This window comes from Porphyromonas gulae DSM 15663 (genome assembly GCF_000378065.1).
In the GTDB taxonomy this organism is placed as follows: domain Bacteria; phylum Bacteroidota; class Bacteroidia; order Bacteroidales; family Porphyromonadaceae; genus Porphyromonas; species Porphyromonas gulae.
Window position 1 is genome coordinate 26,002 of the sequence record NZ_KB899174.1, and the last position, 13,551, is coordinate 39,552.

A 13,551-nucleotide genomic window follows, 5' to 3' on the forward strand; every position below is an offset into this window, starting at 1 on the left:
ATTATGATCTTTATATGTGCTTAGCGAGGCCTCCATCCGACTGAGTCGGTAGAGTCACAGCCGCCCTTATTCCACTACGAGCTTCTCTACGAAGCACTCCGTGTCGGATACGACCTTGAGCATGTACGTACCCTTGGCCAAGCGCTGCACATTCAGCTTATATTCCTTGCCGGTGAAAGAAGCTTCGGCGACTACCCTGCCCTGCATGTCATAGACTGCAGCCTTGCAGGTTGCTGCCATCGGCAGGCAGATCATAGTATATTCGTTGGCAGGGTTCGGGAAGAGTTTCATGCTGCCTTCCTGCATTACGATGTCTTCAACACCGTTGGCATGTACCCATTCCGTATCGGCCCATACGATTCTCTTCCCGGACATGGATTCCACCCATGACCAGCAAGCCTGACGCATGACAGGATTGATGTCCACTTGAGGTGTGTAGAGAGCATTGACAGATGATGTGTACGTATATCTGTCACTCCACGCATCTTTGTCATGAATCTTGTCATAATTGAACCAGAAGTATTTCAGCGTGTTCGTGCCACTCTCCTCTTCTTTGGCATAGGTGACCAGGTAGTGAGACCAACTCTTGTCATACGCCAGACCCGAGTTGGTCTCGCTCTGGTACGAAGCGACAAGATAACCTTCCTCCAGATCATCCATAGTCGGTGTTTTACCTTTTTGATACCCGAACGATGTCTTGGGATACACATAGCGAAGGTCCCAATCCGAATTCTCAGGATCAAAATTGCTGTACGTAATCATGAAGTTGTAGCAATTCACCCCATTAATCGTATTGTCATCCTCGTCCAGCATCATTTGAATCTTGGGGCTGAACGAGTCGTCGGTTTTGCTAACGATTATAGGGCCTGACCAAACAAATTCAGGATCATTGTCGACAAAGTTCGACAAGAAACCAATGTCGCTTTTGTCTCCTTCTTTATTCATTTCAAATACCACACCCATCAGCGGCCAGGTATTGTTGCCTGTGGATTCAGAGGTGCTACCCAGTGAGAGATCCACTTTGTCGATCTTATTCTCTCCATCTTGACGGAAGAGTAGGTTTTTCGTGAATTTTTGTCCTCCATCCAGAGAGAATACATAGTCCACGAAGCTTTGTTTGTTTGTGTTGTCGAAACCCGTATAAGCAAAAGCCAAAGCAAAAGGATCGCCACCATTGTTAAGGGCAGAAGGCGAACGATAGTTGGAGGCTATATCCACATCGTACAGCCGTACATTGGAGAAGTCTTCCTGATACATACGTTTTCCATTCTGCGCGTTGGCATCGCGACTGAATACCGCGACTCTACTCTTATATTCACCGGGCTTATTCATGATCTCTACCGACCAAACCTTGATGTCGGATTCGGTCTTACCCGTGACTATGATATCGAAGTCTTGAAACAGATAATCATCCGATGGATCCCAATCTCTCAACTTTTGGTATGTGGCACCGTTGTCTTTGGAACGGAAGATCTTCACATTGCTATTGCCGGTGTCACGTCCGCTGTGGGTCATTACATAGATCCATCCGTTGTCCGCTACACTCATCCTCGTCTGCACGAGTGTTTCCTGATCGTACTGGATCACCTTGACATCATCTCCGCCCATTGTCTGCGCTTGGGCGAGGGGACAGAGGGTTGCGACGGCGAAAGCCGCCACTACGAATTTGCGTAAAGCTTTTGTTTTCATAACAATTTTTGTCTTTTTTGCCTTGAGACCTGATCGGGCAGGAGCCCTCCGGTCTCGAATTGCTGATTAGTGATTAGTTTGATTGATTTGTTGTCTTGATTTTTCACAAGAGCACGATGGCTCATGACTCTCTCTTCTCCGCTTTCATTCTTTGTTTTTACTTTTTGCTGATTGATTATCGTTCACCCTTGGCTAAGAACATCCGAAATCAAAACCGACAATTCGCACAATGCGGAGCGCATGTTCGACTTTCTCTGTTGCAAAGGAACGGAGTGGCGAGGAAGGACACTTGGACAAATCGCGCATTTTCTTGGACAAATCGCGCATTTCAAACAAAAAACGATGTCAGATTTGGTATAGATTTGGATAAATCACGCACAAAAAAGACATAAGACGCTAATAAACAGGGTGTTCCGAGTGCAAATACTAAAAGCTCTTTTCGAATATCCTTTAGAACGTAATAAAATGTCCTTTTTGCGAAAAAAGGAGATCGGCCAATTCGCTATCGGACAGGGATGAGAGATGCTCGGAGTAAGGGAGTCGGAAGGTGCAGCCTTCGCGAAAAGCATTGCAGCCGAAAACCTCCCGACTTCTATAGAGTTGTTCTTTAAAATTAGAGAGACAGAGGGATAGCAAACCAATGGGGATGCTATCCTCTGCCTCTCTTGCTGTTTAGGTTATTAACGTCTTTTCTGTTCTTTGCACATATGACAAACGGCCCCTATCCGACTGAGTCGGTAGAGTCACAGCAGCCCTTATTCCACTACGAGCTTCTCTACGAAGCGCTCTGTGTCGGACACGACCTTGAGCATGTATGTGCCCTTAGCCAAGTTCTGCACATTCAGCTTATATTCCTTGCCGGAGAAAGAGGCTTGGGCTACCATCCTGCCCTGCAAGTCGTAGAGTACTACCCTGTTCTCTCCTGCCACTGGCAAACTGATTAGGACGGATTCGTTCGCCGGATTGGGGTAGAGCTTTATCTTACTTTCTTGCATTACGATGTCTTCAATGCTTGATGGCACTGCCCACTCAGTATCGGCCCACAAATCGATTCCACCTTGATATTCATCAAACCAGATCCAACAAGCTTTTACTTTCGAAGGGTTGATATCCACAAGAGGCTTCCCGAAATAAAAAGAAACATCATCATAGTCGGATGCATAAACGTATTTAGTACTCCACGAACTGGGTTTATGAAGATTATCGTAGTGCGCCCATTGGTATTTCAATTTTTGTATACCATCCTCTTCAGTAGCGTATGTAAACAGATAGTGATTGCCTACCTTATCGTATGAAAGAGCCGGCTGTCGTGCATTGGATACGAGGGTAGCCACATTGAGGTCGTCCACAGAAGGCTCGGATAAATACCCGAACGATTTCTTCGGATATGCATATTTGATAGTATTCTGAGTCTCATAGACTATCATGAAATTGTGGCAACTCTCACCGCCTATTGTATTCTCCGAATCGTGATCCAGCATCATTTGGATTCGCGGTCTCCACAAATTACCGGAGGCAGCGAGTGTGATCGGACTACTCCATGCGAAGGCAGGATCATTGTCGACGAAATTGGAGATAAACCCAACATTATTATAACCATCTTTGGCAAACACAATGCCCATAAGAGGCCAGGTATTGTGCATATCGGCAGTTGTGCTACCTATAGAAATGTCTACATCTTCGATTTGTTGCGTTCCATTTTGTTTGTACAAGAGTGACTTCTCAAAAGTAGCCCCCCCATCCAAAGAGAATATATAGTCCAGAAAGCTATGCTTGGGAGAGGCAGCCCTATTATATCCGCATACAGCAATTCCCAGAGCAAAAGGATTTCCGCCGACTCCCATAGGAGAAGGAGCTCTAAAGTTGGAAGCCATGGCCACATCGTACAGCTCTACGTTCGGCAACGTTTCATCATAGATACGAACTGAATTTGCCATATCGGCATCACGGCGGAAGATCACGACTTTGCTGTCCGAATCTTTGACGAGCAACTCCACCGACCACACTCTGATATCAGATGCATTATTGCCGGTTACTACTATATCGAAATCTGCATATTGATAGCCACCTTCCGGATACCAATGTTTGAGTTGTTGATATGTGGCTCCTCCATCCACGGAACGAAAAATCTTGACTTGGGTATCAGCCCCGTCTTTATGATGAGCCATCACATAGATCCAACCATTGTCTGCTACGGCAAGTCTGGACTCACCTTCTGGCTGTGGCGAGTCGAATGAGGAGATCAACACATTATCTCCTCCCATCATCTGAGCCTGCATGAAGCTGGGGCTGCAAATGGCTGCAGCGAATACAGCCACGACAAACTTGAGTAAAGCTTTTGTTTTCATACTTGTTGTTTTTTTGATGAGACTGACAGGAAGGGGATCCCTCCGGTCGGTCTCGGGTTAAATAATCAGTGATTGTTGTTCCTTTCGATCTCTAAAAGATCATCCCATTCTTTCTTTTTCTTTGTCGCTTTCATTTCCTTGTCTCCTACCTTTTTCAATCGCACAATTGTTTTCTCTTAGCTAAAGCTTATGAAATTGGCAGAGACGACCGGGAACAAACACCGGCTCTCTCTATCGCAAAGGAAAGAGGTATCACCGAAATATTTTTGGACAAATTGCGCATTTTCTTGGACAAATTGCGCATTTTAAATAAAAAAAGATGTCAGATTTGGCATCGATTTGGACAAATCACGCACAAAAAAGACATAAGACGTTAACAAACAAGATGTTCCGAGTGCAAGTACTAAAAGCTCTTTTCGAATGTCATTTAGAACGTAGTAAAATGTCCTTTTTGCGAGGAAAGGAGGTCGGCCAGTTCGCTATCGGACAGGGATGCGGGATGCTCGGAGTAAGGGAGTCGGAAGGTGCAGCCTTCGCGAAAGGCATTGCAGCCGAAAGCCTCCCGACCGCGGACAACGATCCCCTTGCCACAGATCGGACAGGTGAGATCGGGCTGCTGCTGCTTCACGAGCTTGTCTGCCTTTTTCTTTTTGCCGGAAGCCGGCGAGGCAGCAGGTGCCGGATCGGGTAGGAGTACGGAGGAGCTGCTCTTGAGCACATCGGGGATCAGATGAGTGAGCAGCACTTTCAGCTCGTCGATAAAGTCGGCTGCCGAGTAGTCGCCGCGCTCGATGCGGCGAAGCTTATATTCCCATTGTCCGGTCAGTTCGGCACTCTTGAGCAGCTCATAGTCGATCGTCGCTATCAGAGAGATCCCCGTGGGAGTGGCCTTGAGGTTCTTCTTCTCTTTATAGATATAGTTGCGCTTGAAGAGCGTCTCGATGATCGCTGCCCGCGTGGACGGTCGCCCGATGCCGTTTTCTTTGAGGGCATCGCGTAGCTCTTCGTCTTTGACCGACTTGCCGGCCGTCTCCATGGCACGCAGAAGTGTGGCTTCGGTATAGAATTTGGGAGGCTGTGTCGTCTTCTCCTGCACTTCGGGGGAGTGTGCTCCGCTCTCGCCCTGAGAGAAAGCCGGCAGGGTCTTCTCTTCGTCCTTGCTCTCACCTTCGTCATCCGTCTGCGGATCGGTGAAGACGGTGCGCCAGCCGGGTTCCAGTATCTGCTTCCCCGTGGTTTTGAACTCTACCTCGGCAGCCTGTCCCAAGACCGTGGTCTGGCTGAATACGCAGTCCGGATAGAAAACGGCAATGAACCGGCGCGCTACCAGATCGAATACGCGCCGCTCGTCCTCCGACAAGCCGTGTGATGGCTGACCCGTGGGAATGATGGCATGGTGGTCGGTGATCTTGCTGTTGTCGAATACCTTCTTGCTTTTTTTCAGCTTGCCGCCTCGGAGGGGAGCTGTAAGCAGGGCATAGTCGGAGAGCCCTTGGAGGATATTAGGCACCTTTTCGAATATATCATCGCTCAGATAGGTGGTATCCACACGCGGATAGGTGGTGATCTTCTTCTCGTACAGCGATTGGATGGTGCGCAGCGTGGCATCGGCCGTCATGGCAAACTTCTTATTGCATTCCACCTGCAGGCCCGTGAGATCGAAGAGCCGTGGCGGCAGTTCCTTGCCTTTCTTCGTAGCTACGGAGGTAACGGTAAACGGGCTGCCCGCTACGGCCTGCACTTCCCTACGAGCCTCTTCGATGGAGGAGAAGCGTCCCTTGGTGGCATTGAACACCGTGTCGCGGTAGGTGGTCTTCACCTCCCAATAGACTTCAGGGGTGAAGTGTTCGATCTCGTGCTGTCTCCTGACGATAAGGGCCAGAGTCGGAGTCTGCACCCGTCCGATGGAGAGCACCTGTCGGTTGCCCCCGAAGCGGAGCGTATAGAGACGCGTAGCATTCATGCCCAATAGCCAGTCGCCTATGGCACGAGCCAGTCCGGCCTCGTACAGGGAGCGAAACTCCTCGCTGTCTCGCAGTCTGGCAAAGCCTTCACGGATGGACTCCTCCGTGAGAGAAGATATCCACAGCCGCCGCACAGGACATGTGCAACCGGCTTTCTGCAACACCCAGCGCTGGATCAGCTCGCCCTCCTGCCCGGCATCGCCACAGTTGACGACCATATCCGCTTCGCGAACGAGCCTTTCGATGGTGGCGAATTGCTCCCGAATACTATCGCTATCGATGAGTTTGATACCGAATCGCGGTGGTATCATCGGTAGCGAACCGATACTCCATCGCTTCCATTCGGGTGCATAGTCGTGAGGCTCTTTGAGGGAGCAGAGATGCCCGAAGGTCCACGTCACCCGATAGCCGTTGCCCTCCATATAGCCTTTGTGGGCTTTGGTGGCACCGAGTACGGCAGCGATCTCACGCCCTACACTGGGCTTTTCGGCGATGCAGACTATCATGAACTTATTCGGGATTCCTAAAGACAAATGTACACTTTTGACCTTTAACGACTGTACCTTGCTCTCTGTGTGGAGCCTGGTGGGAATTCCTGTTTGCTGTGGTTTGGTGTGGAAAAAAGGCTGTGTATGGCACGGGAAAACGTGGCGCGGGAAAGTTTTGCCTGCGGCGCGGGAAAAATTTTTTTCCCGAACGAGAACGAAAAAGTTTTGGCGCGAGTTTTCAGCAAAACACGAACCGCACTTCGCCGATTTTCGGTTCGAGAATGCGATAGGCTGCCCCCAAGCAAGAAAAGACAAAAGAGCTGCAAAACTAATGCTTTCGCAAGGAAGAAAGGGAGGCTACGTATAGTAGCTTATACAAGCTGAAGAGAAGTAGAGAGGGCTTGCTGCCCGTAAGCTGCTTCTCCAACGAGGAGCGGAAGAGCGGCCACAAGCTGGCCGTCAATCGTACAAGGTGTAGCCGTTTCAGCAGATTGTATACTCTGAGCAGGCTTACCAGTTCGGCCAGCTCTTCGCGGTGGCGATAGAGATTGTCCAGATAGCTGCGTGTGGTGGACAAAAATCCCTCGGCCGTGTCGCAGTGGTAATGCTCTACGGGATTGTCGATATGCAGGATGGGGATGCCGGCCCGGCGCAGACGCTCGCCAAACAGGATGTCTTCGTACCCCATGCCCATATTGGGAGGGAAGCCGGTGGCAAGCATCTGCTTTCTTGGGATCATGAAAGCCATCGAGATGAATCCGGAGTGGGGCTTTCGTGCTCGCTCTCGTGCCGATCGGCTTTCCACTTCGGTACCATATCGTTGCCGGAGGGGATTGGTGGACTCGGGCGGATAGACGAATCCACCACATACGACTGCCGTGTCGGAGGCATGCCGTAGATAGCGTTCGATGAAGTCGGGGGATGCCGGCAGGGTGTCGGAATCGAGGATAAGGAGCTGCTCGCCTTGGGCTTCTTCGGCTAAGCGATTGCGCAGACGGCCTGCACCCATATTCTCCTCGGCACTGATGAGTCGGCACAGCCCCTCCTGTTCGTAAGCGATGTATTGGGAAGTGTAAGGCTCGCCGGAGCAGTCGTCACCAAGAATGATTTCATAGCCGATGGATAGCCCTTCGGCCTGCTTAGACAGTTCCTCCAGCAGTCTGCGACAATCCCTCTTATAAACGGGCATGAGTATGGACAAGGTGGGAGACTTCTTCATCGCAGGGTTCATATAACGGAATACATACCACCGGGCTGTGACTGTACCAGCCCGTCCAATTCGAGGTCGAAAAGCTGCGCCGAAACATCGTTTATAGGCAGGCCGGTAGCCCGTGTCAGCTCGTCCACGGAGGCTGTACCTGCTCTGAGAAGGCACTCGGCTACGGGTGTATCCGGCCAGCTATCGGGACGGAAATTCAATGTCTGTGGCTTGGCGTCTATCGTAGAACTCCAATCGAGCAGCGTCAGCACATCTTGAGCCGAGCTGACGAGGGCGGCTTTTTGATCCCTTATCAAGGCATTGCATCCGGCCGAACGGCTATCCGTGGCTCGTCCGGGTAGGGCCAGCACTTCGCGATTGTAACCGAAAGCCAGTCCGGCGGTGATGAGGGAGCCTCCTTTCTCGGCCGATTCGATCACAAGCGTGGCATCCGACAAGCCTGCTACGATGCGGTTGCGACCGACAAAGTTGAAACGCTCCGGCTCCGTACCCATGGGGTAATCGGTGAGCAAGCCTCCGTGTCGGAGCATCTCCGTAGCAATGGAGCGATGGCTACTCGGATAGATCCTGTCCAGTCCATGAGCCAATACACCTACCGTGGGCAGGCCGCTGTCCAAGGCAGCCTTGTGAGCTGCGACATCGACGCCGTACGCCAGTCCGCTGACGATAAGCAAATCGGGGACAGCTTCGGCCAACTCGGACACGATGCGCTCCGTAGCCGTACGTCCATAGGCCGTGATATTGCGCGTGCCTACAATGCTCAGTACTCTACGCGGCGAGAGATCGACATTGCCTTTGGAATAAAGAAGGATGGGAGCATCGACACATTCTTTCAGGCGGTAAGGATAATTGTCGTCGGTGATGAAATACATATCCAGCCCGGCTTTGAGGGCTTGATCCAACTTTCGCCGTGCTTCCTCCATGACCGAAGGAGAGAAGATGGCATCGAGCAGACGGTGAGACGCTCTCGGCAGCCTCTGTGCCAACTCTTTCCTGTCGGAAAAGATGGCTTCGGGACTGCCCATAACCGAGAGCAGCTGCCTTGCCAGCACGCTGCCCACGCCTTTTATGTGCGTGAGTGCAATGCGGAAAAGCAGCTGCTCCTCTGTCAGATGGGGGCGACGATCATCCATTTTTCCCCTGCTTGGCTATCCACTCGTAAGCGTTGCGGAAAGCCTGCATCCAAGGTGTCACCTGATGTTCGTGTCGTTGTGATTCGGGATAATAACCGCACTGCCAGGGGAATATGCTTCGCTCCGGATGCGGCATCATCGTCAGATGGCGGCCATCCGCGCTGCACAATCCGGCTATGCGGTACGGCGATCCGTTGGGATTGGCCGGATAACCATCGTATTCGTACTTGGCCACCACATGGTAGGCTTTCTCCTCGTACGGGAGACTGAATCGGCCCTCGCCATGAGCACACCATACACCGATCTTACTTCCGGCCAGATTGCCGAGCATGATGGAGTTGTTGTGCGGGATTTCCAGGGTGACGAATGTACTTTCGAATTTCTGCGATTCGTTGTGGACGAGTTTGTGCTTGAGTTCGTGTTCGGGGTACAGCAGCTCCAGCTCAGCCATCAGCTGGCAACCGTTGCAGATACCGAGGCTGAGCGTGTCAGGGCGTGTGAAGAAACGATCCAACGTGGCTTTGGCTCGCTCATTGAAGAGAATACCGCCGGCCCATCCCTTGGCAGATCCGAGTACGTCCGAATTGGAAAATCCGCCACAGAAGACAACCATCCGGATGTCCTCCAGAGTCTCTCTTCCACTGGTCAGGTCTGTGAGGTGTACGTCCTTCACATCGAAGCCGGCCAGATAGAGAGCATAGGCCATTTCCCGCTCTCCATTCGTTCCCTTGTCGCGAATGATAGCAGCGCGGATGCCGGATGCAGTCTTACGGTCGGGATCCAATCCCATCGCTTTCAGATCGCCCGTAAATTGCTTGGGGAAGTGATAGAGCACCGGTTGTTCCTTGTAATTCTCGAAGCGATTGCCGGCCAAGGTATTGCCGCTCTGGAAGCAGTCCAGCAGATAGGACGATTCATACCAAACGTCGCGCATGTGGTCGATACCGAACAGGTATTCGGCTCCGTCTTTATGGATCAAGAGATGTCGCTCTTGGGTCGGCTTGGCTATCGGGAGGAAGCCGATACCGGCATCGGTCAGAATCTTATCAACGGCTTTACGATCTTTTACTTGAATGAGAATGCCGGGGTTTTCGGCAAAGAGGACTTTGATCAGATCGTCTTCCACGAGTTTATCCAATTCTACTTCCAGACCGCCATCCACATTAGCAAAGCACATTTCCAAAAGAGCCGTAATCAGACCGCCTGCGGATATATCGTGTCCGGCCAGAACCAGACCCTTGTCAATGAGTTCTTGTACGGCATTGAACGCATCGCGGAAGTATTCCGAATCACGTACGGTAGGCACCTCATCTCCGATGGCTCCCAAGCTCTGGGCAAAGGCCGATCCGCCCAAAGAGAACGGGCAGAAGCTGAAATCGATATAGTAGAGAGCGGTACCGGCTGTATGGCTCAGGACGGGGCTGACGATGCGACGAATGTCTGTCACCTCGGCCGCAGCACTGATAATCACCGTACCGGGACTCAGCACTTTTTTGTCCTCGTATTTCTGTGTCATGGAAAGAGAATCCTTGCCGGTAGGGATATTGATGCCCAAATCGACGGCAAAGTCCGAACAGGCCTCCACGGCACGGTACAAACGGGCATCTTCGCCTTCGTTACGGCAGGGCCACATCCAGTTGGCCGACAGGCTCACACCCTCGATGCCATTACGAAGCGGAGCAAAGACGATATTGGTCAGAGCTTCGGCTATGGCCAGCACCGAGCCGGCCGCCGGATCGGCCAAAGCAGCCTGAGGAGCATGGCCGATAGAAGTAGCCACTCCACTATGACCACGATAGTCCAAAGCCATAGCACCGAGGTCGCTGAGCGGAAGCTGCAATTCGCCCTGACACTGCTGACGAGCCACTCGTCCCGTCACAGATCTGTCCACCTTATTGGTAAGCCAATCCTTACAAGCCACTGACTCCATACGCAGTACTTGCTCCAGATATTCGTCCAGACGGGCAGGATCGTATTGCGGTGCCTGATAGCGATGTTCTATGGTTCTGTCCTCCATGACGGTACGGGGAGGCTTGCCGAACATGTCGTCCAGCTTCATGTCGATAGGACACTCGCCATTGTCCTTGCGGAAGACGAAGCGCATATCGTCAGTGGTCTCTCCGACCACATACATGGGAGCGCGTTCGCGCTCGGCTATCTTGCGGACATACTCCAAGTCTTTCTCCTGCATCAGCAGTCCCATACGCTCCTGACTCTCATTGCCGATTATTTCTTTGGCTGAAAGAGTGGGGTCGCCGACGGGAAGTCGATCCATGTCGATTCGGCCACCGGTCGCTTCCACCAATTCGGACAGGCAGTTCAGATGTCCTCCGGCACCATGGTCGTGGATGGAGACGATCGGATTATTCTCGCTCTCGGCTATGGATCGGATCACATTCTGCACACGCTTCTGCATCTCAGGATTGGAGCGTTGGATGGCATTCAGCTCTATACTGCCGGACAATTGTCCTGTATTCACAGAGCTGACAGCCCCTCCACCCATACCGATGCGGTAGTTGTCTCCTCCGAGGATCACCACTTTCTCTCCCGGAGACGGCTCTCCTTTGAGTGCATCCGTCTGTTTGGCATAGCCCACACCTCCGGCAAGCATGATGACCTTGTCGTATCCATAACAGGTAGCATCCGGTGTTTCTTGGTGTTCGAAGGTCAGAACGGATCCGGTAATGAGCGGCTGTCCGAATTTATTACCGAAGTCGCTGGCACCGTTAGAGGCCTTGGTGAGGATTTGACGGGGCGTTTGATAGAGCCAACTGCGCTCGGATAGCTTCTTTTCAAACGGTCGCGTTCCGTCTGTACGGGCGTAAGAAGTCATATAGACAGCGGTGCCTGCTAACGGAATACTGCTCTTTCCTCCTGCCATTCGATCACGAATCTCTCCACCCGTTCCGGTGGCCGCACCATTGAAAGGCTCCACCGTGGTGGGGAAATTGTGTGTTTCGGCTTTGAGACTCAGCACGGTATCTATCGTTTTGGTCTCGAAGTAATCGGGTTTGTCTGCACTGCGGGGAGCAAATTGCTCCACCTTCGGTCCTTGGACGAAAGCCACATTGTCTTTGTATGCAGATACAAGGAAATTGGGATTGATTGCAGAGGTACGTTTGATTAGGTTGAAGAGAGAACTTTCCTTTTCCTCCCCATCGATAATAAACGTACCGCCGAATATCTTATGCCGGCAGTGTTCGGAGTTGACCTGTGAGAAGCCGAACAGCTCACTGTCTGTGAGTGGTCTGCCGATGCGTTCGGACACACCTTCCAAATAACTGATTTCATCTTCGCTCAGAGCCAGTCCCTCAGCTTCATTGTAGGCGCGAATGTCCCGGACGGAAATGATAGGTTCGGGCTTACGATCTATATCGAAAATCTTTTGGTCCAGCTGCTCATAAAGAGCTTGCAACATGGGGTCGAACTCCGCGTCAGCACCTTTCACCGGAAAGAATTCTTCGATGCGGCGTATCCCGGCAACGTTCATATTCTGCGTTATCTCTACGGCATTGGTGCTCCAAGGTGTTACCATCTCCCGACGAGGCCCTACATGATAGCCGCTTACAACATCGGACTGACAGAGTTCGGCTCCACCAAACAGCCATACCAGCCGATGTATTTCTTCTTCGCTGAACTGAACTTCACTCTCCACGGCATAGACAGAGCCGGACGAATGGCGAAAGAATAAAATCATTATGGATATGCTTTAGAATGCTTTTGATTGAATACTTCTTACGGACAAAGATAAACGAAAAAGGAGTGTCGCGCCATAATTTTCCAAATGGTGGAACGGGAAATCGGGAAAGCCGGTCATACGCTTCGGGCAAAAGATTTCTACAGGCACCTTATCTCAGCACAATAACGCAGCACATCCTTTTCCACATTTTACGCTTTCACCACTTTTTTTCATTTCGTGTTCCTTCTCTTTTTCATCGCCCCTCATGCCATTTTGGCGATAGCACTTTGGAAGAATCCGTTTAGCAAAGAACTGAGAGAGGAAGAGAAAAGAGGCAGAGAGAAATTTGAACGAAAAGCTCTTATCAAGGATCAGCACCACATCACTTGCGTCGGACTCATACTATTAAAAGTGAACAACCCCAAACATTAGGCAGCACACTTCCTGCAGCGCACATTTAGTGGTATCACCTTGATAGAAGTAAAGTTCACAAAGCCTTTCCGATGCAAAGGAAAGAGTGATGGAAAAGAGAAAGAAGTACGAGACGGGGAAGCAGAAAGCGAAAGTAAAAGTCTGATGACCCATCGCACAGCGATTGCATTATCCCTCGGTGCGCGGCTACCTGTGGTACCTGCCGAACAACGAGGATGTTTCATGCTTCCTTGGCGGGGGCGGTGGGGAGAGGCAGGGATGGGGAATGGATATTAATAAGGAAGTGATGAGAAAGAGATAAGGACCTAATCAGTCGAAAACAGGGAACCAAAAAAGGAGAGAGTCTCTGTATGTTAGAGACTCTCTCCTTGACTCGGGGAAATAATACCCCTCTTCTTCTTAAAAAACGGCGGCGTCCTACTCTCCCACTATTACGCAGTACCATCGGCACCGTTGGGCTTAACTTCTCTGTTCGGAATGGGAAGAGGTGGATCCCCAACGTTATAACCACCTGAATACCTCTAAAAAAGGCAATCGACATATCGAAAGACTAAGAAATAAAATCATCTTGTAAAGCGCTTTATCCAAGCAAACCTATA

At 51.0% G+C, this 13,551-nt stretch carries 7 protein-coding genes and 1 rRNA gene; 1 reads left to right on the plus strand and 7 read right to left on the minus strand.

Going from position 1 to position 13,551, the window contains the following annotated elements:
• Positions 1–66: 66 nt before the first annotated feature.
• The 3 genes from F452_RS0108610 to F452_RS0108630 form a co-directional block, all read right to left on the minus strand.
• Entirely contained in the window at positions 67–1,689 is a 1,623-nt protein-coding gene (locus F452_RS0108610) for a TapA/TapC family T9SS-dependent outer membrane protein (RefSeq protein ID WP_026292326.1), read from the minus strand.
• A 755-nt stretch (positions 1,690–2,444) separates the two neighbouring features.
• Complete coding sequence (locus tag F452_RS0108620; RefSeq protein ID WP_018965806.1) at positions 2,445–4,037, minus strand: TapA/TapC family T9SS-dependent outer membrane protein; 1,593 nt, start codon at positions 4,035–4,037, stop codon at positions 2,445–2,447.
• A gap of 427 nt (positions 4,038–4,464) precedes the next feature.
• Positions 4,465–6,507 (minus strand): DNA topoisomerase 3, encoded by a 2,043-nt coding sequence (locus tag F452_RS0108630; RefSeq protein ID WP_018965808.1) that lies wholly within the window; start codon positions 6,505–6,507, stop codon positions 4,465–4,467.
• Between F452_RS0108630 and F452_RS13425 the strand changes: the two genes are divergently transcribed.
• Entirely contained in the window at positions 6,506–6,856 is a 351-nt protein-coding gene (locus tag F452_RS13425) for a DUF1661 domain-containing protein (protein ID WP_033317180.1), read from the plus strand. The genes F452_RS0108630 and F452_RS13425 overlap by 2 nt on opposite strands.
• Here the strand turns inward: F452_RS13425 and F452_RS0108640 are convergent.
• The 4 genes from F452_RS0108640 to rrf all read right to left on the minus strand — a co-directional run bounded on the left by F452_RS0108640 (position 6,818) and on the right by rrf (position 13,467).
• Positions 6,818–7,708 carry a glycosyltransferase family 2 protein gene (locus F452_RS0108640; RefSeq protein WP_033317182.1) on the minus strand — a complete coding sequence of 297 codons (891 nt, stop codon included), beginning with the start codon at positions 7,706–7,708 and terminating at the stop codon, positions 6,818–6,820. The genes F452_RS13425 and F452_RS0108640 overlap by 39 nt on opposite strands.
• An 8-nt stretch (positions 7,709–7,716) precedes the next feature.
• Positions 7,717–8,841 carry a DNA-processing protein DprA gene (gene dprA / locus F452_RS0108645; RefSeq protein ID WP_018965810.1) on the minus strand — a complete coding sequence of 375 codons (1,125 nt, stop codon included), beginning with the start codon at positions 8,839–8,841 and terminating at the stop codon, positions 7,717–7,719.
• Positions 8,834–12,538, minus strand: coding sequence for a phosphoribosylformylglycinamidine synthase (purL, locus tag F452_RS0108650; protein ID WP_018965811.1), 3,705 nt, complete (start codon positions 12,536–12,538; stop codon positions 8,834–8,836). Before purL ends, dprA begins: the two co-directional genes overlap by 8 nt.
• An 818-nt stretch (positions 12,539–13,356) precedes the next feature.
• Positions 13,357–13,467, minus strand: a 5S ribosomal RNA gene (gene rrf, locus F452_RS0108660).
• Between the last annotated feature and the right edge of the window lie 84 nt (positions 13,468–13,551).